The sequence below is a fragment of the Rhodospirillaceae bacterium genome, from assembly GCA_002728255.1.
Lineage (GTDB): Bacteria > Pseudomonadota > Alphaproteobacteria > UBA7887 > UBA7887.
Genome location: PBWV01000012.1, coordinates 26,049 through 52,089, shown reverse-complemented (window position 1 = coordinate 52,089; position 26,041 = coordinate 26,049). Strand labels below are relative to the sequence as shown.

Genomic DNA, 26,041 nt, shown 5'->3' with positions numbered 1-26,041 from the left:
TACTAAAAACCCTTGAGCTAGAAAAGGTCCAGCCCGCACTCATATGGACGAAAACCTAATACCTGGTAATTTTTCCCGTATCGTTATCCCNATCGTTTAGATATCATCAAGAACATTTGATTGAACCGGGTAGGAAGCTCAAGAATGGCTTTGAAGCGATACGTAACGGAAATGGGAATGGGTGTAGACGTCCATGGTCAAGATTATAATCTTGCAGCAAAACGAGCTGTCTCNGATGCCATTCGGCATTCCAGCCTCAATTTTTTCCAAACCCTCGAAAAATCAGCAAGCGACATGCACATAACGGTCAAAATCGGGGTACCCAAACCAACTTTGATAAATTCCTCGGAAATCGCTGACGAACTACCTTATGGAACCGTGACCGTCGAAGCNGAAGTCGGCGGCATAGAGGTGCCTAATGAAGCCGCGGATGACGCAATAGTGATCGCCAACGCGGTCGTTATTGTCTATTTCGACGATTAGTGTTCTCCAATTATTAAATTCCTAGAATTGCGCTTTTAGGGCGAACCTACTCCAGGCACTGCAACCTTGGTGAACTCAATTTTACCCGCACGATTAGCGGCGTTCTCTGGCCCAGATCCCTTGTTTGTACAAATATATAGGGTCCGGCCATCTGGGCCACCCAGCGCACAAGCATAAGCTCCGCGATCACCTAGTGAAATTCTATCCTGTATAGCTCCCCCTTCTAATACGCGAACAACCTCGTTATTGTGTGGATCTGCTACCCAAATTGCACCTTCCATATCCAGACAAATGCCATCTGGATACATATCAGAATCCTCGAAAAAGGTTCTACGATTAGACAAGGATCCATCGACCGCTATATCAAATGCCGTCAACCGGTGTGCAAATGTTTCTGCCACTACTAGCATGTCGCCCTCTGGAGTGATTACCATTCCATTAGGAAACCAGAGATCATCTGCAGCTATACTAGGAGTTCCATCCGGCAAAATTCTGACAAGAGTGGTTGGACAAGCTTGTTCCCCAGCACGCCTATTAAATCCAAAGTTCCCTACATATGCCCCCCCATGCTGGTCCACAACCATATCGTTACACCAATAGGTTGAAACATCTGACAAATTCGCATGTTCCACCAACAACTCATGATCTAATTTCAAAACACGCTGATCCCTCATTGAAACCACCAAGAGTTGACCATCTTTTGTCCAACCAAGACCTGAAGGTTGCTCCGGAACCACTACAACTGTTCTTTGNTTTCCAGCACTATCAACTTGTATAACCTCATTGGAATAAAAATCCGAAAACCATAAATACCCCGATCTCCAGCGTGGCCCCTCGGGAAAAGTGAGCCCTTCCAACAGAGTGGATATATTATTCATGAGCATCTCCCCGATTATATTCCGATAATGCAGTTACATATTAACGCCAAACTAACTTCCATATGAACGGAAAAACTNCTCTTGAGAACTTGAACATCCATTCCGTAATAGACAAAATACCTAAAAGGTTTTTGAAAATCGCCACTATGTTTGTGGCCACAAGAATAGAGAGGATGAAACAAAGAATGCNTCAAGAAGGCACCGTGCAGATCGATACGCCTCGACCCGAGATAAACCAAATGTTCGATGCAGTTATCGTTGGCGCGGGTTTTGCCGGGATGTATATGCTTCACTGCCTTCGCAAACTGGGCCTTTCTAGCTGTGTATTTGAAGTTGGAGGCGGAGTGGGTGGAACCTGGTATTGGAACCGCTATCCCGGGGCCCGATGTGACGTAGAGAGCATGCAATACTCTTATTCTTTCTCCGAGGAGCTAGACCAAGAATGGAGTTGGTCGGAAAAGTATTCGCCTCAGCCAGAAATTCTTGCCTATGCCAACCACGTGGCTGATCGATTTGACCTTAGGCGCGATATCCAATTCGATACCAAAGTGACTGCGACTACTTTCAACGAAACAACNAAAAAATGGCTGGTTGAGACTGACCGCGGGCATAAAGTTCAAGCCCAATTCTGCATTATGGCAGTAGGCTGTCTCTCAGCTGCCAACATGCCAAGTTTTAAGGATATAGATAAATTTGAAGGACCTATATACCACACCGGCGAATGGCCCCATGACGGCGCAAAATTAGAAGGTCGACGGGTTGGTATCATTGGGACCGGATCCTCTGCCATTCAATCCATCCCCATCATTGCAAAACAGGCCCAATCGTTAACTGTATTCCAACGAACCCCCAATTATTCCATACCCGCTTGGAATGAAAAACTAGACCCCAAATATGAAGAGCGTGTGAAGGCCACTTACCCGGAATTACGGGCGAAAGCACGAGGCCGTCCAGCAGGGTTTTATTTTCCGTTCAATACCGATTCCGCTTTAGAAGCAACTCCTGAAGAGAGACAAAAACAATTTGAGGATCGATGGCAGAAAGGAGGACTTCCTTTTCTTGGAGCCTACGGGGACCTGCTGTTTGAACAGGAGGCTAACGATTCCATCGCAGAATTTGTCCGCACAAAAATTCGTGATATCGTAGAAGATCCAAAGACAGCTGATCTTTTATCTCCTGATAACGTGCTTGGCTGCAAAAGACTATGTGTGGATACTGGTTATTACGAGGTTTATAATCAAGAACANGTAGATCTGGTCGACATATCCGAATCTCCGATTGAACGGTTCACTCCAAATGGCTTGGTCGCTGGTGGCCAGGAATACTGCTTCGATGCTATTATCTGTGCCACTGGTTTTGCAGCAATGACAGGGTCCTTTGATAAGATATCCATTACTGGCCGCAATGGCTTGAGCCTTTTAAAAAAGTGGGAAGCAGGCCCCCGAGCATACCTTGGTTTAGCTTCCGCTGGTTTCCCGAATTTATTTATGATTACTGGTCCCGGCAGCCCCTCAGTCCTGGCAAGTATGATCCAAGCCATCGAACAACATGTGGATTGGATTGTTGATTGTATTGCACACATGAGAGATACAAATGTAACGACCATAGAACCCACCAATGAGCATGAAGACAATTGGGTAGAACACGTTACCGACGTTTCAAAAGTATCNCTGCGATCAACATGCAGCTCATGGTACGTGGGAGCCAATATTCCCGGCCGCCCCCGAGTATTTATGCCGTATATTGGCGGGTTCCCAATATATGTCAGTAAGTGCAACGAAGTCATGGATAATGGCCTAGAAGGTTTTATTCTCGACGGTGATCCGAATACTACCACCGTCCCAGAACCGCGCTGGACAAAACGGTGGCGGGTACCCCTTGATATGGATGTGATATCACCAGCCACCATCGCGGCCCGACGGGTACCCATAGTATAACCCCCCCATTAAACCAAAGCGATGCATTGCAGCGCCGCGAAAACAATCGTTCCGTACTACGACCCCTACAGCGTATTCCGGCCGTACAGGGAAAGTGCAGCTGCTTCAAATTCCAGGCCCTCGCTCGTGAAATCATCGAACATGAAGTCATTAGGCTTCGCGTCTGAGCGCAAAATTTTCCCCTCTGGTCCACGAGGAAGGTCGTTGGTAGGACCATATTTATCCTCCAGCTTTTTCACTTCCTCTTTGGATAACCCATAGACCTTACATGGAACACCCTTCATATGAGGNATACCCTGTTCAAGGTCTATGAGCTCAGGATCATCATCCGTAGTCACCAGAGCATCGCAAAAATCCCACATGCCAGACATATTATCCAACCCACCAGCTGACTCAGGTTTCCACCAACCATGTGGCACTCGCACCAAACCCCTTGGCATGCTTGATCTAACAAATACTCTTCCCGAAACAACNCCTACCTTGGTTTCAATTCGGGCCCAATTNCCATCCACAATTTCAAGTGCTGCTGCATCTCCGGGTGACATAAAAAAAGTCTGGTCTGGGACTCTTTTCCTAAACTCTGGCATATGACGATGGCCAGTCCGATAAAACTCGTCATCTGGAAGCCCAATGAACATCGTCAAAGGATATTGGGAATNTGGTTTTGCCGCCTCTCTGTAATAAGGAAGTGGATCAAAGCCTAAATTTTCCAAAACGGAGGAATATAGCTCTACTTTACCCGAGGGTGTTGCAAAGCCAGTTGTACGATACTTACGGTACGGATCTTCTTCAGGCTTGCCTCGAGGCAAACGCCCATTTGCCATGACTTGGNCCCACGATAACCCAGCCGGTTCCAGTCTATAATCTAGCAATTGCTCTTGGTTCTCCCAAGGAAAAAACTCTCCAAATCCCATCCGAGCAGCCAACATATGCCAAAATGTTACTACATTTTTGCATTCCCCTCTCGGCTCCATGGCCTTTGCGCTAATACCAGCCTGCATACTTGGACGCTCCAACCAAGAGTCGCCGGGCAGGACATAATCAGAAATAGCAGCGGTTGGGGTCATCGCGTGCTCGAAAGAAACAATTAAATCTTGGTTCATCAAACCCCTNTATATCCGCCCTGTATTGGCGTAAGCCATTAGCGCGTTATTTGCCATAGCAAAGAAGGCTTTGACGGGATATGGATCCCCCGTCTCCATTGCCTTAAAAACCACCATCGGATTAGCCATATAGCAACCTGAAACCAAATTAGCCCAGCGGGTACCCCATACCTTTTCCGTTGCATCCCCAAGCTCTTCCATCCCTCTATAGGTAAAAACAGGAAATTCTTGGCTTCCCAATTGCTTGGCCTTTTGTTCATTTGCTAGCAGGCCGTGCATCTCCAATTCTGACTCAGAACGTACAGCGGAACTAAAACCTGAGAATATATCCCCACCCTTAACATCCAGATTGCCAGTGATAGCACGCAGAATACACTGCAGACGAATAGCTGAAGTGCTGGAGGTTTGCTGATCTGTAATGGGAGACCACGGAATGCAAGCAGGTTTGCTCGCCGCATACATGCGCGCTGCCTCCCTTATCAGCTCTTCCTCAACACCTGTTATCTCAGAAACACGGCTCAACGGATATTGTCGCACACGCTCAACAAATTCGTTGAAGCCCACAGTCCAATCCCGCACAAAGTCTTTATCGTACAGCTCCTCTTCTATAATTACGTTCAGCCANCCTAATGTCATAGCTGCATCAGTTCCGGCGCGGAGCGGCAACCAAACGTCGGCAGCCTCCGCATTTTCACTTTTTCGAGGATCCAAAACGATCAACTTCGCACCCTTGGCTTGCCTCATCCGGATGGATTTATACTCCAGCGTCCAACTATGCCGNCTCGGATCATGACCAAACAAAACTATACAATTGGAACTCAAAATATCAGCCCTAGGATNCCAGCCGTAAACCATCCTACTAACAGCAGCCGTATTTCCCATGCAGTACGCTACTCCACTGATCCAATTTGGGGATCCCAAATGGTTCATGAACCGTCGGCCAAGGCCTCCGTCGGAAANTCCTGTCCCACTGCTATGACCCATNGCAAAGGCTTCCGGCCCATANCNNTCAACCACCTTTGTCAANTCTTCAGCAATACCATCCATTGCATCATCCCAGGAAACTCTCTGCCAATTCCCGTCTCCGCGGGCACCTACCCGCTTCAATGGATGTAAAAGTCGGCTCGGATGGGCAAAAGATTTCGGAGCGTAGGCACCTTTCATACACAGCACATCCTTGAACAATGGATGGTCTCTAGTAGTTACTTTGACAACCTCACCCTCTTCAACCTTGACAGCAACCGGGCAAAAACCATCACAACTACTGCAGACCACGTTTTTTAGCTGTTGATTACGCTGAGTCGACTTTTTNACGTGCCCGTCTGGCATATCTCCCCCTCCCGCCATAGTGTCTTCCAGGCCAGCAGGTATAACNACTAGCGACCAATTGTGAAAGCCGATTTAAAAATGGAACCTATTCAACAACTGAATCCAGCCAGTTCGCGACTGCATGTCCCAAGGTTACCATGCGGGTCACAGCACCAGGAATAGCCACATAGCTTTCAACCATTTCATGGGCGCCAACCGGCAGAGCAACCGTTTCCGTCTTTAAATAAGCCATTCTTGCTGCCAACTCACCGGATACTTCATGTACCCGCTGCACGGACTTACTAAGCTCGCCGGATCGCTGCAATGGCACAAAAACGTCATGCACAATAGACAGAAAACCTGGCCATCGGGCCAGGTGGCGCCATAAAGTAGCCAGCGCCCCATCCTCTACGGCGCCAAATTTGTTTATTTCCAAAAGTAGCCTCCACACATCGGGTTCGATCTCGTTCTGAGGCAACANTCGAGGTATAGGAGGCCAATGAATAACNTTCTCTATCTTGGGTTTTGNCAGCGGGTCGCCATGTGGCTTAGCGAGCAAACAACTAAGCGCTAACATATTCATACCATTAGACCTATTATACGCCGAAACGATAGCCCGCACGCTGGTAATATCTCCCGACGTTAGCCCTGCAGACTCTAATTGGCCCGCTAAAAGTGGCTTAGGAACTGGCAAATCATCACTCGTTGCTATCGAAGCGAGAGCAAGTTGGGGAAAACCGCTTAGATAGAGGGGTTTAGCGGCAGCCCACACTGCCTCTAGGCCTCCATCAACAGACACAAGTGTGCGCCAAATAGATGTCAGCAAGGGAATACCCATGGTNTCTCGAATGTCGGCAAAGATTTCTGCTATCTGCCCGGCGGCTTCTTCCTCCGTGATTGCAGAAACCGGGTCGTCACCAAATTGTGCCATAATTCCCCCTCGTAAATTTTTTGGTTAGCATAAAAGTGAAGCTAACCCGATACACCCAGTTCCTAAGTTGCCATCAATATATAGACGCCATTCTAAGAGTCTGCTTAAATAAATCCTGGACCTGGAAGGTACATAAAAAGGACCTACCCATAAAAATAGGATGGTCGCAGGATTAATCTTCGATTAGGTCGTCTAGGATTTGTGAGCGATGGTTGAGAACCAACAAAGCATGACACTACAAGAGGCCCTGGAATTAGCTATAAAGCATCATCAGGCAGGACAGTTAGATAATGCTAAATCCATCTACCAACAAATTCTTCAAGCACAACCCCAGCAACCAATAGCCCTACATTTTCTTGGGGTAATCTCCCACCAGAGTGGAGACAACTCCCTAGCTGTTGATCTAATATCCAAAGCTATAACACTTGAACCCCAATATGCAGAAGCACACAGTAACCTTAGCCTTGCTCTTTCTGCGCTTGGAAAAACACACGATGCCATCGATAGCTGCAAAAAAGCCCTAGCAATAAACCCTGAATACGCGGAAGCACACAATAATCTGGGGCTAGCGTTAGAATCTCTAGCCAAGCTAAATGATTCTGAACACTGNTATCGCACTGCCATCNACCTCAAGCCAACATACGCCATTGCTCACAATAATCTGGGCAATGTCCTCCAAGACCTTGGAAAATTGGGGGCTGCTATTGAAAGCTATAAAAAAGCANTAGAGGAAGATCCTCAATATGCCGATGCCCACAACAACATGGGTAACGCGCTGAGAGCAGAAGGCAGACTAGAGGACGCCCTCGAATGCTACAGGAAAAGCCTAGATATTAACAAAAACAGCACGCATGCACGATCCAATTTGGGTGATACACTGAAAGACCTTGCTTACCAAAAAAGGTTCTCAGAAAAAAATGATTCCTCTNGCGATCAACTGAAGGTCGCTCCAAAACTTTCACAAGACCAGTCTGAGACCTGGACTGAGGTCTTGGCCGTTGCGGAAAGCACTCTCCAGCTAAAACCCAATGATACAAGCGGACTCGCTCTTAAAACATCGGCTTTAATTGGTCTTCACAAGCTGGATGAGTGGGAGAGCCTATGTAACTTTGAACGATTTATAGAAACGGTGCATATTGAGGTTCCAAACGGATACAAGAATTTGAAGGTCTTCAATGAATCGTTGNTTAAACGATGCTCGGAAGACCCGAACCTAAGCTACGAGCAAGGTGGGAAAGCGATCAAGAAGGGGGAAAGGCTAAATGCGCTCCAATTGGATCCGCCAGACAGCCCCGTCTCTTTGCTTCTTGATAAAGCAAAAAACGCCATACACGATTACACGCTAGGGCATCCGCCGGATAAAGACCACCCATACCTGGCTCAAATACCTACTAAATGGCGTCTCGTAGCGTGGGGTTCAATTTTGTACGAACAAGGCCATCATGAAACGCACATACATCCAAGCGGATGGATTAGCGGCGTCTACTATGGAATATTACCCACATGCACCAAGGACGGTGATGGCCAGGGAGAAGGATATATTGAGTTTGGACGACCAAGCAATCATGTTGCAACACAACAAGACCCCAATTTCCACCTCTTGCAACCTAGTGAAGGACAAATAGTCCTATTCCCTTCGTATTTTTACCACCAAACCATCCCGTTTCAATCAAATGAAAAGCGTTTCACCATAGCTTTTGATGTAATCCCAGAAAGCTGGTGATTTATCAAGCTTAGGGCTGCTAGATGGCGATCGACCGCAGCAAACGNCCCAACAAATCGCTGTAGGGNGACCAGATTAATGACAGACGTTATTCTAGCTGATACAAAGCTGCTCCAGCGCCGGAGTTATTGCTGTTTTTAATAACTTAATTGATGGTTTAGGTGCTACTCGGCGGTTACTTGGGAGGTTTTATGAAACACTGTTGGAAAATAACACTCACGCTTTTCTGTTTTTGCACTGCCCACATGCAGGGAATAGCTGAAGCCAAAGAACTTACCTTCGCTACTGGCCTCCCCCCCACCCACACTTGGGCGAAAGCCTACACCTACGTCGAAGAACACATTGAGAAAAGAACCGGAGGAACATTGAGTGCCGAGGTCTATTATGGATCGCTGCTCAACCTCAAACAGAGCCTGACAGGACTAAGGGATGGGATAGCTGATGCCGCAATGCTCGTGCCAGGCTATCATCCGGCTGAGCTGCCCCAAACAAATTTAATTATCGACCTGGCAATGCTGGGAAAAAATGCAACAGTGCTATCAGCAGCGGTTTCCGAATATATTTTTACATGCCCTGAATGCCTAGCAGAAGCCGAAGCAAATGGCTCCGTTTTTGTAGCGATGACAGCAAACGCCCCCTACATGNTGCTTACCATTGAACCTATGACAACGGTGGAATCCTTGCGCGGAAAGAAGATCCGAAGTTTTTCCGCCTTTGGGAGATGGGTTGAATATGTTGGAGGCATAAAGATGAGCCTTTCGGCTAACGATATATATGATGCTCTTAGCCGAGGCGCTCTAGATGCCAACCTCCACCCGGCAACTGAGCTCTATAATCTAAATTTTGGCGATGTAGCGAAATATGTTACTCGATTGCCCCTCGGAACATACAACGGGAATGAATTTAATTTTAATATAGATACTTGGAGATCCCTAACAACCCAACAAAGGCGCCATATGCTTGACCTATTTGCTGAGGCAGCGGCGTTGACTACGGTGGAGTTTCAAAATTTTAATGATGAAGTTTTAAATACAAAGGCAGCACAAGACGGAATACAAGTGCTCGAACCCTCTCCTGAGCTTGTGGCGCTAACTGATCGATTTATTTTGGAAGATCTAGCCAACTTTGATCAGATGGCTAAAGACAATTACGGAATTCAGGATGCTCGGCAACGCGTGGAACGCTTTCGTGGCCTAATTATACGCTGGCGAGAACTCCTTTCAGCGATTGATGCCAATGACGTAGAAGCTGTAACCACACTTTATAAAACGGAAATCTGGGACAAGGTAGATGCGGCCTCTCACGGAATGTAGGACACTAGTAACAACAACTAATATTTGCGTATCAACGCGAGGATAACTTGGGTCGTTTAGGACAAATACTAGCATCTCTGAGCCAATTATGGGCCTTTTTTGCCTGCGTTGCAGTAGTACTGATGATGGCCCACATTAGCCTTGATGTTTTATTGAGGTGGATTGGATTACCAATTCCAGCTACCGTGACCATTGTACCTCACTACTACATGCTACCCATCGTTTTTCTACCCTTAGCACTCGCAGAAAAAAATGACGCCCCTATCACTGTGGAAATTCTAGTTCAGTTATTTCGCAATCGGATCCAAAAAGTTCTGGCAGTATGTAGCTGGTTATTTTCTGCAGGGGTTTTTTCGATACTTTTCTACCAAACTTTTTTGGATGCANTAGATAAGATGTCTGTGGGGACATTCATGATTGAAGTAGATTGGAAAATTCCCATTTGGGCCTCATATTTCTTTCTCCCTGTCGGTTTCGGCCTGGTTATCCTAGTTTTACTATACAAAATTATCACAACGATCTCCGGAGCACCGAGTGGATTGGGTGAAAAGAAACATGATGCGTTCAGACAATAAATCATAAAGTTGGAAACAAGTTTCTATGGATCGAATAGAAGTTGGCTTAGCAGGCATCGGCGTTCTTCTGATTCTTATACTGCTCAGATTCCCCGTCGGCGTTTCTCTAGTTGCAGTCTCGTTCGGGGGAATTTGGACATTGGTCGGATTGAAACCAGCGTGGGGGATTCTCACCGCAGTTCCCTATGATTTCGGTGCTAAATGGGCGCTAACCTCAGTGCCCATGTTTTTGCTAATGGGGTTTTGTTGCTTCCACGCGGGCCTTACTCAGGGCTTATTTGATGCAGCGCGGAAATGGTTGTCCGGGTTGCCTGGAGGCCTCGCAGTTGCAACGATTTTTGGAGCAGCGGGGTTTTCGGCGGTTACGGGGTCTTCCGTCGCATGCGCCGCCGCGATGGGCCGCATTGCTGTGCCAGAAATGATGCGTAACAAATACGATCCATCACTAGCAACCGGAACGGTCGCCGCGGCCGGAACCATTGGGGCCCTCATTCCCCCATCTATCTTGCTAATTCTGTACGGAATTTTTGTTCAAGTTCCTATATCAAAATTGTTTTTAGGTGGAATAAGCGCCGGGCTCCTGACCGGATTGGCGTACGTACTTGTAATCATTGTTCGGGTAAAACTAAACCCAGAGCTTGCGCCCACGGTTCTTGAGAAAGCCTCTCTCCGAGAGAGACTCCTGGCTCTCGCAGATACCTGGCCTGTAATTTTATTGGTATTGGGGGTTTTTGGAGGACTATTCGCAGGCGTATTCACCCCTACTGAAGCAGGGGCGGTCGGCGCCTTACTCGCTTTCGCGATAGCAGGAATTAAAGGATCTCTTTCTTGGGAAAAGTCTAAACAGGCGCTCCTGGAAACAGTTCAAACAACTGCTGTTATTTTTGTGATAGCTATTGGAGCATTACTTCTTACGCGATTTCTTGCGTTGTCAGGCGCCTCTCAATTTTTGTCGAAGATAGTGATCGACCTTGGAGCAGATATGTTTCTCTTGCTGCTCGGAATAGCGATAATGTATTTGGTGTTGGGAATGTTCCTAGAACCCCTAGGCGCAATGCTCCTCACGATTCCCGTTTTGCTTCCAATTCTTCATGATACCGGTTTAAGCTTAATATGGTTTGGAGTNGTTCTTACTAAATTTTTGGAAATTGGAATGATAACCCCACCCATTGGGCTAAATGTATTCGTTATAAAGGGTGTAGTCGGTAGACTCGCAACAACTACTACCATATTTAAAGGCGTGTTATTTTTTCTCCTAGCAGACCTCGTTGTAGTCTCCATACTGATGCTATTTCCCGAAATTATTCTTTATCTTCCATCGCTCGCTGGCTAGGTCCTAGCCGATCAATACTTGAAGCCCTTGTTAGTATGAATTTCATCGGGAGTTAAGCCCACTAACTCATGTGGGAATACTAGCCACTTTTCAGTGGTGTGAAGGACATAGTCAGGCTCAAGAACACTCTTACGCTTATCCGGCTTTGAAAACAAAGTTGCTACCTTGAGTGCAGTGGGGACCCTTTCTCCCAACATAACCTTAATTTCCCCAACGAGCGCCTCAATGGTGCGACCAGTCTCAAACACATCATCCACAATCAAAATACTCTGGGAGTCGCCCAGAACCCCAGCCAAACCCTGCATCTCTCCGATTACTATTTGGCTGCCCTGTTTTTCAATGCCCACATAGGAGGAAATTTTAACTGGATAGTGATTCGCTAGAACACCTTCGTACGCAAGAAATTCCTGTAAGGCTATAGCAATAGGAGCTCCGCCACGCCATACCCCGATAATAAGATCTGGCTCAAAACCATCCTTTATCACTTTTCGGCCAAGCTCGAAAGATCCCTCCAGCAACTGTTGTGCATCTATAAAAAGCTTGTCGGCCACATCCAACCCTTTTTTACTAATATTACTTTTTAATACTTGGAATTTCTGAAATTATAACGTCCACCAAGAATAAACCCTATCACATTGACAGCCCAAGGTATCCAAGAATGGCTAATATTTCCAGAATACCACCGANTGGAAAAAATCTACCTGTAATAGATATGAGCGCTCTACAAACAGGAATAGGTTTAGAGGAATTGGCCGGTCAAGTTAGCGACGCATGCAAAGGAACTTCTTTCTTTTTGGTAACAAACCATGGCATCCCGGAGGACATCGTTGATTCAGTAATGCGAGCCTCCCGCTTATTCTTTGAGCAACCGATAGAAACCCGTATGAAATCTCTAAAAGACGAGTTTCATAGAGGATATCTACCATTCGGAACTACCCAATACCCCGGGCAAGGCCCCGACTTAAAAGACAGCTTTGACGTAGGCATAGACCTGCCATTGGATGACCCCCAGGTCAAAGCCGGGCTTCCATTGCACGGCCCCAACCAGTGGCCCGATCTTAAAGGTTTTCGAGGTCCGGTGGAGACTTACTTTGCTGAAATTCATCGACTTGGACTACGGCTATTGGAGGTCTTTGCCCTGAGCCTGAACATCAACCAACAATTCTTTACTCAATTCTACACCAAACCTACGGTCCTTATGCGAATGATGCATTACCTTCCGCAAAGCTCTTCTCTCTCACCTGACTCCATTGGAGCAACAGCCCATACGGATTTCGGATTAATGACAATCCTCAAACAAGATAATCTAGGCGGATTGGAGATCCAGTTACTTGATGGAAGCTGGATATCGGCACCATCTATCCCAGAAACTTTTGTAGTTAATATTGGCCAACTTATGGCTCGGTGGACCAACGACATTTACAAGGCAACAACACACCGTGTTATCAACCGGTCTAACAAGGAGCGCTATTCCATACCATTCTTTTTCAACCCGAACCACTACGCCAAAGTCCGATGTATTCCAAGCTGTCAGAGCCCAGGACGGCCCTCTAAATACTCCGACGTTCTGGCAGGTGAACACATAGCCAACTTAGTTGCGAAAAACCAAGACTTTGCCAAACCGACAAAAGATAACAGAGGTTGAAAAAAACTTTATAAGTGGGACCCTATTAAGTACTTTATTATTTTTCCTTTAAACACGTATATTAAACTTGTCTGCCAATCCACCAGCAACTGAAAGCAAAACTATGAGCAATGAAACCATATCTGTAGGCATTATTGGCGCTGGCGCTAACACAACACTTCTACATATTCCCAACTTACAGGCCATAAAAGGGGTTGAAGTAGTAGCGGTCGCCAATAGGACCTTAAAGTCCTCACGCAAGGTTGCAAAAACGTTCGGCATTCCAGAAGCCTTAGGTAGTTGGGAAGACATTATTTTTGACGACCAATTAGATGCCGTGTGTATAGGAACATGGCCTTATATGCATGCACCACTGACCATTGCTGCACTAGAGACTGGCAAACATGTGCTCTGCGAAGCCCGAATGGCATTGAATTCCAGCGAAGCATCAGAGATGCTAGAAGCCTCTCGCATGAATCCCAACTTGATTGCTCAAATCGTGCCCGCCCCCCTATCTAATAAATTTGATCCAACCGTTATTCAGATGATTAGCGACGGCTTTATTGGGAACCTTATTACAGTTGATGGCAGAGTAACTACTGGGACCTTTGCCCAGCCGGATACACCATTGCATTGGCGCCAAGACCCTGCTCTCAGCGGCAATAACATTATGAATATGGGAATTTGGTACGAAATAATCATGCGCTGGCTCGGACCAGCAACTACGGTACAAGCACTGGCGCAGACAGTGGTGAAATATCGCAGAGATGGTTCGGGAAAACGACGTGCGTGTACCATTCCAGACCATATAGAAATTATGGGATCAATGGCTCAAGGGGGCCAAATGCGTTTATCAGTCTCGGCAGTCACCGGGCATCTTCCGATGATTGATATACACGTTTGCGGGACGGAGGGGACTCTGCGGCTAACAGATAGCGGCGGCGAACTCCAACTTTTTGCGGGCAAAGCAAATTCAAAACAAATGAAGCTNGTTCGCGTACCTAAAAATAAGCAGAACTACTGGCGGGTGGAGGAAGAGTTTATTAATGCCATCCGCGGTCAGGAAACTGTCACCCACACCGACCTAGCTACCGGAGTGCAATACATGCAATGGACAGATGCNGTTTCAACTGCGCTACGAACGGGGGAGACAATTAAATTGCCCCTGGATGCAGTGGTACAGTAGCAAATGCCAGTCCCTATCCAGGGGATAGACCATGTGGTCGTGATGGCCAGTGACNTGGACCGCTCCTTGGAATTTTATAAAAATNTTTTGGGGGGCGAGGCTGAATTTGAAGACGCCTTCCGGACAGGGAAAATTCCTGTTTTGCGGGTTAGAATTGGCGCGGCCATCATTAANCTCCAGAGGCTCAACGAACCGGCATATATAGTAGCTGATCGACTGGAATCAGGGACCGTTGATTTATGCTTTCGNTGGGATCGCAGCATTCAGGAGGCAATCGACTGGTTGACTGATAAGGGCGTGGAAATAATAGAAGGGCCGGTNCCTCGCCCAGCTGCCAATGGAGTATGGGGAAAATCAATTTATTTTCGAGATCCCGATGGCAACTTACTCGAGCTTCTAACAACCTTGGAACCCTCAGAACCTATTCCAGAATTCACGCCGTTATGAGACGAAAATCCACTTAATAGTCAGACGGCTTCGAGACAAGGGGTAATGCCGGACACCTTGCTGGGTCATGATACTCAACCTGGCAGTCCAAACATTGGTGGCATTCATTCATATTAATCTCTCCGTGTGCCTCAATCGCTCCTATTGGACAGCTGCGTTCACACAGGTGGCAGGGATTACCACATTCTGAACGTCGCAACAGAGTGTTAAAGAAGTGAAACCTTCCTCCGACAGCTAAGAGCGCACCAAGAGGGCACAAGTAACGGCAAAAAAAACGCTCAATAAATAATCCAACGAATAATAGTNCTAGTGCGTAAAGAACGTAGGGCCAGGATCGTCCAAAATGCAAACTAATAGCGGTCTTAAAAGGTTCGACCTCTGCACTTAATGCAACCCATTCAGCAGAGAATATTGTGAGGATAATAATTCCACCAGCGACAAAATACTTTACCAAATGCCCCCTTTTTTGAAGCNGTTTGGGCACCATAATACGAGGGACAGAGAACAACCGACCAATTTGGGCNAAAAGTTCCTGAAGGGCACCAAATGGACAAAGCCATCCACAAAAGACCCCGCGACCCCAAATAACTAGGGTTATCGCTACATACCCGCTCAAAATGATTAATAAAGGATCAAAAAGCGCCGACACCCAGCCTGTGCCTGAAAAGAACAACCGAAAATAATTAATTAAACTCAGTATTGTTAATTGTGCGCCTGCTATCCAACCCACCCAAATAAGGGTTACCAACAGGATGCTGCATCTCAGGTATCTATAAATTTTACGATGCCGGGTCAGATATTGGTGAAAACACAGCACCAATGTTACTAAGNCCAATAACGACAATAGACCTAGGATCTCCCATTGCTTGGATGCCCAGACTATCTGCCAGTCTGACAACATTGATTTCCGCCACTTACCTATTCCAATATAGGATATCTCTTTTAATCCAGCATTCTCTAAAGCTTCTTCGGAGCCCACAACATGATGAGAAGGAATACGGTAGGGCAGACTCATGCCTACCTCCTTGACAGGATCACCCTCTCCCTTTCCAGCAATAAGGGTGACTTGTAGCGCCCATTCTTGTGTAGGATCGAACCCCGCTTCGCCCGGAATTAGAAACCTTCCGCCTTGACTCAACTTAGGAGATTCGGGAGCAGCATAACGACGTGCTGGATAAAAGTTTTTGGTTTCAAGGGTCAGGATTAAATTTCCTTGAACAAGTTTTATTCTATCAAAAATATCCACTAAGTAGGGGTTTTTGGGTACCCAACTATACCCTCCTGTTGAGGCAATTAGGAGATGATGTTCACCAGGCATAGCACCTTGGGAAATCTTCCTGAAGACCTTAGNTCCAAATAAATTGCGCCCAACAGATGGAGGCGTTGCTAAGGCTATGTAGAAAGTTAAAAAATCCTCCTCATCTTCTCCATCAAGTTCAGGATGGACGCCTTCAGCTAAAAATGCCTCACGCACTAATCCCTTCGTTAATCTATGAATTTTAATGGAGGAATCAGAAATCAATTGATCCCATGTCCGTGCCGTAAAACTAAACCGCTCTATAGATAGCCCACCGACCTCATCAGAGATGATCCCCATCATATAACCAACGACAACAGAAGAACCCATAACAGCGTCCCACATAGCATTGGCACTAATCGTAGCACCAGAGACACCATCCATATGCCTAAATGGAGCTCGCCTCTCTAANGCGACATTCAAGCCATGCAACTGGCCTAAGAATTGATCCACATCTCCAATAGTAACTTGGTGAGTCCCAATCAACGGTTCTCTATGTTCAAGAATAAGATGGCCAAGAATCGTGCCGTCAACTCGCAGCGCCACCATGACATCAAATGACTGCCCAGAATAACCCGCCGGACTGACGGCTTCATGTGTAGAAAAAATATATGCCACATTATTTCCGTCTCTTTCTGCTATGGCGAGAGGCATCTCCCCTTCCAATATTCGCAACTCATCCAATAGAGGAACGAGTTCCCTGGCAATTTGGGGTGACAATCGCTTTGCTAAAGGATCTTCCATGGCAGCCAATGCAGGATCTCTCCCGCTGACGACACCAATCGCGACCAACAAGACCACTCTCAAAACGTTTGCTGTTGACGGCTTAAAAAATATTAAAGGAGATATGGAGGTGCAGAGTAGCTTTTTAGCAAACATGGCGAATATATAAATTTACTATCTACAAGCAACGCTAACGCCCTGTATACTTAGGTGTACGCTTCTCAATAAATGCAGACGTACTTTCCTTATGGTCCTCGCTAGCCAGAAGTGATGCAAGCGCCGCCCTTAAGTGATCTGCCAATTCCTCAGATTTTCCTTGCTTCGCATGATTAAGCGCTATTTTTGTGGCCCTAACCGCCAAAGGCCCGTTCACTGTAATTCGTCGCGCTATATCTCGGGCCTCGCCCAACAGCTGATCCTCCGAAACCACTTTGGAAACCAGGCCCATCCGCAACGCCTCCTCAGCACCCACTAAATCGCCTGTCATTAATATCTCAGCAGCTGCAGAAACCCCCACAATTTGTGGCAAGAGCTCGAAGCTGTCTGACCCAGCCACAATGGCTCGCTTCACAAACATTTCCGAAAATCGCGCCGAGGTCGAAGCAATACGTATATCTGCTAAAAGGCTTAATTCCATACCGTATCCCACTGCCGCACCATTTACAGCCGCAATAATTGGTTTATCCGACCTCTTCATAGGCTCACTGGGTAACTGCAACTCCCCACTCTTTATACGACGCGAAAGCTCGGCAGCCCCCGAACCAAGCAATTCCTTCACATCATCGCCAGTGCAAAAACCTTTGCCCGTCCCTGTAAAAATAATAGCTCGAACCGCATCGTCAGAATTCGCTTTCTCAAACGCAGCAGTCAATTCTTTATAGGCGCGGTAATTCAATGAATTGTAATGATCCGGGCGGTTAATAGTCACTGTGGCTATATGCTCTGAGAATTCATAAAGAACCGTGTTATTTGGGTCGACCATGATTTCTTCCTTCTAAGCGATCCGTTTTTCTTTAGAAACTTGCAACTGATAATACTGGGGGTAAGTTCTCCGCTAATATTTCCCACCGGCTATCCTGTTGAACCCTCCATACTTGGCCATTATCCATTCCCACAATCACGCCTCCAAGAATCTCCGAATCTACAACCAATCCATGTATATTAGCGGACGACGGGGAATGAGCCTGATCACAAAGTGAACTCCAAGATTCTCCTCNATCATCAGACCTCAAAAGCATAGCATCCGCACCACCCTCGTCCTGAAAACTAGAAAATGCCGTGGGCGCACAGGCCACCGTAAGTTGGTGCGGCGCCCGCGGATCAATACACATAGGCCGTGCGTATCTGGGTGTAATACCACGCCAAGCATACTTCCATGTGGACCCACCATCATCAGATCGGAAGACTCCCGCATTACCCTCAATCATCTCTGCCACGCCGTCCAACCGTCCATAGCCAGTCGATGCATAAAGGATATTCGGCTGATCCGGATCGGCACACAAAACATGCAGGTCCGGATTACCGCCAGGCAACACCACATCCCAGNTAGCTCCACCATCTTCGGTCTTTGCAATTCCCCCTACTTCGATCCCCACCCACATTTTCGACTTGTCAGTCGGGTCAATGATGATAGTTCGGGCCCGNGCCGCTATTGGAGGTGTAAGCGGGATCGTCCACTCGGAGGCCTGAGGNTGATTGGCAAAGGATTTCATCTCCACCCAGCTCTCACCCCCATCATCGCTGAAAAACACACCCGCGGGTTGGGTTACGGCGAAAAGCCTACTCCCATTATCGGAACATATCTGCCAAACCTGCCTATCAGAAATGCCTGACAACACCCAGCTCTCACCTTGATCATCCGATCGATAGGCTCCGCTACGAGTACTGGCAAAAANTTTNTGCCCAACNAGCCCNATATTCCGTACGTCCTCAACCTCCAAGACTCTCCGAGGCGTGCCTTTCTCAACTACAAAGATACCAGTTTGGGTGCCTGCCAAGATATTAGCCATAATTCCCCCTTTGGATAAGGATCAGTGTAACTACATTCTCCCCGCCCAAATTTAAATGTACACCATTATCTTACTGTCAGTGGTTCCACCACGGCATGTCTGAGAACGAACGAAGATCCATCTCATGGGTCCAAGTTGAGCGAACTTGTTGAGCTAGATGGAAATAAGTTTCTGCCACTTTCTCTGGAAGTATCAGCCCCTCCTTATCCATACCTCTAGTCTCACGTAACTTTTGGAACCCTTCGGGACCAAGCATTTTACCTAATGTATCTGGGGCGTCGACAGCCCCATCGATCAATATATGAGCTATGTGAATTCCTTTGGGCCCAAACTCTGCGTTCAAAGTCTGGCACAACATTCTCCGGCCNCCCATAGCGGCAGCATGGGAATGCTGCCCGCTGTTCCCTCGCACGGCGGCAGTCGCCGATGTCACCAGAATGGTGCCACTTCCTCGCTCTTCCATAAGCGGACAAACGGCAGACGCCAGCCTGAACAGTCCGAAAGTGGCCATCTGCCACCCACGCTCAAACGCCTTGTAGGTCGTCTCGGCTAGCGCCCGGTCACCAATTTGGGCTCCGAGATTGTAAACCACAACTTCGATGGGGCCGATATCGGCCTCAATAGCTGCCACACGATCTTCAATACCATCCGGTTTAACCGCATTAATCAAAAAGCCTGACGCTGACCCCCCACTCTCCTCAATTTCCCCGACTAACTTTTTGAGACCATCTTCATCAGTGCGGCGACAAAGCACCGAATGATATCCGGCTTTCGCAAACCTCTTTCCTACGTTGCCGCCAATACCAGCGCCCGCACCCAANACTAAACATACAGGTTTCATCATCTACACTTTCTTCTCTGTTAGATTTAAAGATNACAATNNCNAAGGCCGACAAAAATCCTCTATACTGAAATGACAAAAGAATTTCAGATTGGAGAANACGCCCCTATATTTAANTCCTTCTATCTCCATAAACCTTTGGCATCTCTTGATCCACAACNCGTTCGCGAANCATTTTCCGCAACTTAAATTTGAGAATTTTCCCCATAGTATTCCGCGGAAGCTCACTAACCACAATTACNTCNCGTGGATGTTTGAAATTGGCAAGACTTCCAACAAACAACTCATTGATTTCATCATAACTTATTGTGGCACCCTTTCGGGGCACAACAAAAGCTACCGGAACCTCTCCCCATTTTTTGTCCAATCGACCAATTACCGCCGACTCCGCTACAGCATCGCAGCCATCCAATATTCGCTCCAACTCTGCTGGGTAAATATTCTCAGATCCAGAAATAATGACATCCTTAATTCTATCGTCAACGAAGTACCACCCGTTCTCATCTACATGTCCTATATCTCCAGTATAAAACCAGCCATCTCTCAGAACCTGTGCGGTACCTTCGGGATCATTCCAATATCCGCTGAACAGATTGGGTCCCCGCACAACTATCTCACCTTTCTTCCCAATTCCTGCCAACTTCCCATCAGCATCTAAAATTTTTGCCTCCGAAAGCACCGCCGGGACACCAATCGAGCCGAGGGAATCTCCACACATTTCAATTGTTTGGTGGATCGCCGTGGGCGCGGTTTCAGTAGACCCATACACCTGAATCACAGGAATACCGCGGTTCTGGTAGGCCTCAATGAACGGGACAGGAACTTTTGTAGATCCAGTAGTGATGGCCCTAAGAGAAGAAAAATCAAGTTTAAGCCAATCAGGATGACTCATGATCGCCGCCATCAATGCGGGAACCAAAATCATAAGTGTCGGTTGAGACTCATTTATCACCTTGNTAGTTTCTTCCAAATCAAATCGGGGATGTAAAATTATTGTAGCGCCAACACTCAGCGCAGGAATAGTTTGGATATTTAATCCACCCACGTGATACATTGGCAAGTTAGTGAATATAGTATCCTCAGATACCATCCCATGCATAAAAACAGAGTTCTCGGCATTACAAATTAACGATTGATGGGTCAACACTGCCCCTTTTGGTTGGCCAGTTGTGCCAGAAGTATAAACTATCAACAATGGACTATGAGAACCCTCGTGAATAGCGTCATACTCACCTTCCACATGCGCTTTCANAAGTTTAAATCGACTATCAACAANCAAAATTNGATCACCGGTTGAACCCTCACACGCTTTTTCGGCATTTTTACGATAATCTTCNTCGCAAAATAACACTTTGGGGTCNGAATCTTGCAGTGCATAGGCAATCTCGGGCGCTGCCAANCGCCAATTCAAAGGCACAAAAATAGCGCCTAACCTTGCGCAAGCGAATAAGAANACCAGCATATCTGGCGAATTCGCGCCAAGAAATGCCACTCGATCACCTGAAGTTATATTAAAATTATGTTGTAGAACCGAAGCAGCAAGCCGCGTCAACCTGTTGAGCTCGCCATAAGAAATATTTACCCCGTCAAACACAATTGCTGGCTTAACCGATTGAGAGACAGACCACTGCTCCAGCCACTCACAGATATTCATTGGTCCTCGTCTACCTCACCGGGCTCATAGAGAGTCTCACGCCCCAGTCGATCCAAACAAAGTTCTGCTGTCCAAGGCAACATCAGAGACCCAAGTCGTGAATCCCGATACAGCCTCTCTAAAGGAAATGACTTGAGCATTGACTGGCCCCCACACGTCCGTATCGCTAAGCGACAAATATCGTTGGAATTTTCCATAACAGCGTATTGGGCGGCAAATGCTCTAAGTCGAACTTCTTTAGCAGGATCCACCCTAGCCTCTGCTGTAACTTGTGTGAACAAAGCCCATGTCTGCTGAAGCTTGATCCACATATCAGCGACAGTAAGTTGCTTGGTCGGATACATGCGCCTCCGAACAGAGACACCTTCAATCTCCCCGCGTAGATAGGCAACTGTAAAATCATATGCCGCCTGAGCTATCCCCATATATGTGGGACAAAGAGTGAGGAACATATGAGGCCAACGGCTAGCAGCTTGGTGATATACCCCTCGAGGCATAAGCAATTGCTCGTCAGCAACATATACATCCTCCAATATCAATGTCCGAGATACAGTTGCCCGCATTCCCACCGGATCCCACGGACCACTTACTGAAACTCCATCTGCCTCAGCAGGCACCGCCATAAAAAGTGTGTCCTTAAGGGTAGGTTCTCCAATCTGTTCCGTACACAGTATCCCATAATAATCAGCAGCCCCTGACAAAGAAGCAAATATTTTCTTGCCATTGAGAATCCACCCTCCATCCACTTTCGCAGCTGTTGTGCCAAAGGGAGCTTTACCAGCAGCAGCAGCAGATCCTTCTGAGAAAGGCTGGGCAAAAATAGCCCCCTCGTTGACTATGCGAGAAAAATGCAACTCACGATTTTTGTTATGTTGCTCTCGGTCAGCAACTGATAATTCCAAATCATCCGTGATATGACCCACCCATAAAGGAGTACAGGCGTGCATATTATAGGTCAAAGCTGTTGCCCCACACCATCGTCCCATTTCCGCAGCAAGCAGGGCATAATCAGAATATTTTATATCCAATCCCCCAGAGCTCCTGGGAACAGTCATGGCCAAAATCCCTGCCTCACGCATATCACGATAATTTTCGAAAGGAAAAGCCGCGGCCTCATCATAACCACTTGCTCTAGGNAGAAATTTTTCCTTCCCAAGAGAACTTATTACTTTTTGTATATCCTCANATTTTCCCGCCAGCTGTTGCCAAGCAAAAGAACGGGCTTCTTTCATTGGCCCAGAAGGGTTCATCCTTAATCCTCCATNCACTAGTTTCTCATGTGAAAAAANAAACAGGGNACTTTCTAAAATAAGAGCCCNTTCTTTTCGNTTGTCACCACNTGACAACTTTCGCGCTTAACTCATACAGAGAAAATCANCCCAGAACCTACNNTTGGNANAAACCAACGTCAGTTTAANTCCCCTTGTAATTTCCCATCTCTAACAACAACATTATCGTCTAACTCAATCGTACAATTTCGAATAGGCAAATCAAAATGTCCTAGGGTGTGCCTTTTAGCCACCTCATTGGCGCCCGTGGAATACAAGAAATTTCCAGCAAATGACCTGAACTCAGTGCCATTAATATCGCATTTATCATACATCGCCAGAGCATCCCAACGAGCCGCCGGGTTCATACCCCACCCGACATGAGATACTGCGTAGGCCTCGGGATCCCCCCAGGCATCTATATAACTACGCAGCAATTCCGCATCCAAGCCAGATCCCTCAATATCTGTCACATAGTCATCAACAATATTAAGCCGAATGGGACTTTCCAGATAACGCTTGAATGTAAGATTTATGTCCCCCGCATCCATTACTAGGGTTCCGTTAACTCTTTGCGCTTTAGGAAAACACAAAACGAGACCTCCAGGCCAATGGGCCACAGTACCCGGACGATCACAATACCCCCACACGCCCGCCCCCCTTGTATCCGTCACATCTATCATCAAGTCTGTGCCGGCCTTTGAGTACACACGCATCAAGCTGGCATTTGATAACATCTTCGCTCCTAGTTTTACTTTTGCCTCTAGTTTGGGCTCGGGGACAAGCCTTTCTAAAACATCTGGGTGTTCATCAGATACCATTATTAACCGCGCCCCATCGGACAAAATTTCCTTTAGTTCCGGAGCGTGGAGCATCCCCTCAACAGTGCAATCGACAACAATAGAAGAACTTCGAAGCGCCATCACCACGGGCCCAATTCCTTGGACAGAATTTGATGCGCCCGTAGAACGAATAGGAATAGAACTAGCTTGTGGGGGCGTCGGCAGCCGCACATGAAATACTTTTGCTCCAAGCCTCAGAAGAGCAAGCTCAGCTAAGATCACATTCAGCGTCCTGGATTGACTCTCAGAGAGGATAGCTACCGTATCCCCCTCCTCAACCTTGCAAAGGCAAAAAACCTTGCAAAACATATCTATCCATTTTGCTTCTACACGGTCTGAGAACATTCGCAAACACCCTCTCCAAAAACTGTGCAGCAATCAAGAGTCCGTAGATTGGGCCGTGACCCTATTCATTTTCGCCCGCAGCCTCAATCTTATCCTGGGTCCTATTATCAAAATCGCTGGCCTCATGGCGCTCACGAAGTTGATACTTCGTCTTTCCGGTGAAGCGATTAACCATCCGCCCCCGCTGCACAGCCTTTCGACCATCAATTTGTTTAGCCCATTTCATCACATGCTCATATGAATGTGCCTCGAGAAATTCGGCTGCGTCATACACCCTATTTAAAACCAAAGCCCCATACCACGGCCATATAGCCATATCGGCTATGGTATATTCACTTCCACACATATACTCATTCTGCGCCAGATGACGATCCAACACGTCAAGCTGCCGTTTAACCTCCATAGCGAAACGGTTGATTGGATACTCCCATCGGTCAGGAGCATATGCATAGAAATGGCCAAAGCCACCGCCAAGATAAGGGGCGCTTCCCATTTGCCAAAAAACCCAAGATAAACACTCGGCCCGATTTTCCGGAGCACTTGGCAAGAAAGCCTGAAATTTTTCAGCCAAATAGAGCAGAATTGCACCCGATTCAAAAACACGCGTGCCGGGGCTTATACTGCGATCCATAAGAGCTGGAATTTTAGAATTAGGATTGATACCGACAAAACCACTGCCGAACTGATCGCCATCTGCAATTTTAATTGGGTAAGCATCATATTCGGCCCCATCTATTCCTTTTGCTAGAAGCTCCTCCAACATTACTGTGACCTTAACTCCATTTGGAGTTGCAAGAGAGTAAAGTTGCAGGGGGTGCTTGCCGACCGGCAGCTCCTGGTCGTGGGTTGGGCCGGCTATCGGTCGATTAATTTTAGCAAAACGGCCACCGCTTTCGCTTTCCCACTTCCAAACTTTCGGCGGGCTATAGCTTGATTCCTCTGTCATTTTCACTCCTAATTTCACTCATTTTTGTATTTTGGCCCAGACAGGACACGAAGCCCCACACTCATCTCGGAATTTCGTCCTATATTTTCACCAATTTTCTTATAAAATCCTGCGGCCACCATCCTGCCTGACAGATACTTTTAACAACTCTCTCTCTAACCTTTTGGATCCGGATGTATCTGGTCTACCCAATGGAGGCCTTCTGGGTCTTCAACTACTGGAATATCGAGGTTCACGACCACAGCATCCTGATCGCTTCTAACGAGCACGCACTCCAGAGGCTCATCCGGATTTGCATTTATTTCCTGATGCGGCACAAAAGGGGGCACGTATATGAAATCCCCGGGCCCAGCCTCACAAACATACTCCAGTGAATCTCCCCAGCGCATTCGCGCCTTCCCACTAATTACATAAATTATGCTCTCTAGAGCACCATGATGATGCACTCCGGTCTTGGCATTAGGTCGGATCGCTACAGTGCCAGCCCAAAGTTTTTGGGCTCCAGCAGTCGCGTAATTGATTGCAGCGGCACGATCCATTCCAGGGGTCTGCGGAGTATTGATATCCAAATGGTCGCCGCTAATCACTTTAACCCCATTTTCTTTCCAGTTCGGAGCCTCACTCATTTGCATATCATGCCCTAACACCAATTTAAGAAAACAACCCGGTACCGTTCCTGTGCAATAAAGTCAGGTCGGCCTCTAGCCACAAACCCATACGTCGACAACCCAAAATGCTGAAATGAAGTGGCCCATCGATTGGCGAGGCGCCCGCCACACCAAACTCACCAGATCAATTAATCCGAAGAGGTATGCTCATGACTACTGGCATCATGCCGAGACCCTGCTTCGCCAGCCCCCGTTGGCCCGCTCATGCTCTCGCTGCCGGAGCCTTCATCAAGGTGAGCCACTACAGTTTGCTCTGCTTTCGCCTCATGACTTCCACCGCACAAAAGGCCCGACAACGATGGGCTTGCGGTCAAAGAGAGCGTCACTGCAGCCACGAAAATCCTTTTCAAAACCGTTGATGGAACGAATTTGAGGTTCACCAATGAAATATCTCCCTCTAGACTTCTCGCATTATTAGTTGGACGATAGTATCAGAATGACGATAATTCTCAAGATAGTTCCGGACCCCGCACAAACCGTTAACCCACGCTACTGTGAAAATCCCAAATGACCCGCACCGGCGATTAGAGTTTCTCAGACCCTGAGGCATATAACAAAATCTAGGTTTTTCTGAAGGGTGTATCGGCGGGCACGTTGAATAATCAGG

The 26,041-nt window shown here is 47.1% G+C and carries 23 protein-coding genes; 9 read left to right on the top strand and 14 right to left on the bottom strand.

The genetic code is table 11. The annotated features are described in order from the left end of the window. The first annotated feature begins 144 nt into the window (after positions 1–144). Positions 145–483: a hypothetical protein gene (locus CMM32_03015; GenBank protein ID MBT05870.1), complete on the top strand. Its 339-nt coding sequence runs from the start codon at positions 145–147 to the stop codon at positions 481–483. Between the two features lie 35 nt (positions 484–518). Here the strand turns inward: CMM32_03015 and CMM32_03010 are convergent, their stop codons facing one another. Continuing rightward, entirely contained in the window at positions 519–1,361 is an 843-nt protein-coding gene (locus CMM32_03010; protein ID MBT05869.1) for a gluconolactonase, read from the bottom strand. A gap of 239 nt (positions 1,362–1,600) precedes the next feature. Between CMM32_03010 and CMM32_03005 the strand changes: the two genes are divergently transcribed. After that, on the top strand, positions 1,601–3,298 hold the full coding sequence (locus tag CMM32_03005) for a cyclohexanone monooxygenase (protein ID MBT05868.1): 1,698 nt from the start codon (positions 1,601–1,603) through the stop codon (positions 3,296–3,298). A 65-nt stretch (positions 3,299–3,363) separates the two neighbouring features. Here the strand turns inward: CMM32_03005 and CMM32_03000 are convergent, their stop codons facing one another. Beyond that, positions 3,364–5,748, bottom strand: a complete 2,385-nt coding sequence (locus CMM32_03000) for a dehydrogenase (GenBank protein MBT05867.1) — start codon at positions 5,746–5,748, stop codon at positions 3,364–3,366. 67 nt (positions 5,749–5,815) lie between these two features. Next, positions 5,816–6,640, bottom strand: a complete 825-nt coding sequence (locus CMM32_02995) for a hypothetical protein (GenBank protein MBT05866.1) — start codon at positions 6,638–6,640, stop codon at positions 5,816–5,818. Between the two features lie 208 nt (positions 6,641–6,848). Between CMM32_02995 and CMM32_02990 the strand changes: the two genes are divergently transcribed. The 4 genes from CMM32_02990 to CMM32_02975 all read left to right on the top strand — a co-directional run bounded on the left by CMM32_02990 (position 6,849) and on the right by CMM32_02975 (position 11,584). Further along, a complete protein-coding gene (locus CMM32_02990; GenBank protein ID MBT05865.1) occupies positions 6,849–8,363 on the top strand; it encodes a hypothetical protein in 1,515 nt (504 codons plus the stop codon). Positions 8,364–8,554: 191 nt separating this feature from the next. Then, complete coding sequence (locus tag CMM32_02985) at positions 8,555–9,676, top strand: hypothetical protein (protein MBT05864.1); 1,122 nt, start codon at positions 8,555–8,557, stop codon at positions 9,674–9,676. Positions 9,677–9,723: 47 nt separating this feature from the next. Next, positions 9,724–10,251, top strand: a complete 528-nt coding sequence (locus CMM32_02980) for a TRAP transporter permease DctQ (protein ID MBT05863.1) — start codon at positions 9,724–9,726, stop codon at positions 10,249–10,251. A gap of 25 nt (positions 10,252–10,276) precedes the next feature. Then, positions 10,277–11,584 (top strand): C4-dicarboxylate ABC transporter, encoded by a 1,308-nt coding sequence (locus tag CMM32_02975; protein ID MBT05862.1) that lies wholly within the window; start codon positions 10,277–10,279, stop codon positions 11,582–11,584. A gap of 11 nt (positions 11,585–11,595) precedes the next feature. On the opposite strand, the gene CMM32_02970 is transcribed toward CMM32_02975, so the two are convergent. Continuing rightward, the gene (locus tag CMM32_02970) at positions 11,596–12,156 is read right to left on the bottom strand and encodes a hypoxanthine phosphoribosyltransferase (GenBank protein ID MBT05861.1); all 561 of its coding nucleotides are present in this window, start codon (positions 12,154–12,156) and stop codon (positions 11,596–11,598) included. A gap of 86 nt (positions 12,157–12,242) precedes the next feature. Between CMM32_02970 and CMM32_02965 the strand changes: the two genes are divergently transcribed. From CMM32_02965 to CMM32_02955, 3 genes are all read left to right on the top strand, one after another. Next, on the top strand, positions 12,243–13,229 hold the full coding sequence (locus CMM32_02965) for a hypothetical protein (GenBank protein ID MBT05860.1): 987 nt from the start codon (positions 12,243–12,245) through the stop codon (positions 13,227–13,229). Positions 13,230–13,332: 103 nt separating this feature from the next. Beyond that, entirely contained in the window at positions 13,333–14,394 is a 1,062-nt protein-coding gene (locus CMM32_02960) for a hypothetical protein (GenBank protein ID MBT05859.1), read from the top strand. Between the two features lie 3 nt (positions 14,395–14,397). Then, a complete protein-coding gene (locus CMM32_02955; protein ID MBT05858.1) occupies positions 14,398–14,841 on the top strand; it encodes a bleomycin resistance protein in 444 nt (147 codons plus the stop codon). Between the two features lie 13 nt (positions 14,842–14,854). On the opposite strand, the gene CMM32_02950 is transcribed toward CMM32_02955, so the two are convergent. From CMM32_02950 to CMM32_02905, 10 genes are all read right to left on the bottom strand, one after another. Then, positions 14,855–17,017 carry a hypothetical protein gene (locus CMM32_02950; protein ID MBT05857.1) on the bottom strand — a complete coding sequence of 721 codons (2,163 nt, stop codon included), beginning with the start codon at positions 17,015–17,017 and terminating at the stop codon, positions 14,855–14,857. A 34-nt stretch (positions 17,018–17,051) separates the two neighbouring features. Beyond that, positions 17,052–17,843, bottom strand: a complete 792-nt coding sequence (locus CMM32_02945) for an enoyl-CoA hydratase (protein ID MBT05856.1) — start codon at positions 17,841–17,843, stop codon at positions 17,052–17,054. A 31-nt stretch (positions 17,844–17,874) separates the two neighbouring features. After that, entirely contained in the window at positions 17,875–18,870 is a 996-nt protein-coding gene (locus tag CMM32_02940; GenBank protein MBT05855.1) for a hypothetical protein, read from the bottom strand. 76 nt (positions 18,871–18,946) lie between these two features. Beyond that, a complete protein-coding gene (locus CMM32_02935; protein ID MBT05854.1) occupies positions 18,947–19,711 on the bottom strand; it encodes a short-chain dehydrogenase in 765 nt (254 codons plus the stop codon). Between the two features lie 112 nt (positions 19,712–19,823). Next, positions 19,824–21,365: a hypothetical protein gene (locus CMM32_02930; GenBank protein MBT05853.1), complete on the bottom strand. Its 1,542-nt coding sequence runs from the start codon at positions 21,363–21,365 to the stop codon at positions 19,824–19,826. Beyond that, positions 21,362–22,597 (bottom strand): acyl-CoA dehydrogenase, encoded by a 1,236-nt coding sequence (locus CMM32_02925; GenBank protein ID MBT05852.1) that lies wholly within the window; start codon positions 22,595–22,597, stop codon positions 21,362–21,364. Before CMM32_02925 ends, CMM32_02930 begins: the two co-directional genes overlap by 4 nt. Before the next feature lie 176 nt (positions 22,598–22,773). Continuing rightward, positions 22,774–23,820, bottom strand: a complete 1,047-nt coding sequence (locus CMM32_02920) for a peptidase M29 (protein MBT05851.1) — start codon at positions 23,818–23,820, stop codon at positions 22,774–22,776. A gap of 61 nt (positions 23,821–23,881) precedes the next feature. Continuing rightward, the gene (locus CMM32_02915) at positions 23,882–24,766 is read right to left on the bottom strand and encodes a glutathione-dependent disulfide-bond oxidoreductase (GenBank protein MBT05850.1); all 885 of its coding nucleotides are present in this window, start codon (positions 24,764–24,766) and stop codon (positions 23,882–23,884) included. A 155-nt stretch (positions 24,767–24,921) separates the two neighbouring features. Next, entirely contained in the window at positions 24,922–25,392 is a 471-nt protein-coding gene (locus tag CMM32_02910) for a mannose-6-phosphate isomerase (protein ID MBT05849.1), read from the bottom strand. Positions 25,393–25,562: 170 nt separating this feature from the next. Further along, positions 25,563–25,814, bottom strand: a complete 252-nt coding sequence (locus CMM32_02905; GenBank protein ID MBT05848.1) for a hypothetical protein — start codon at positions 25,812–25,814, stop codon at positions 25,563–25,565. Between the last annotated feature and the right edge of the window lie 227 nt (positions 25,815–26,041).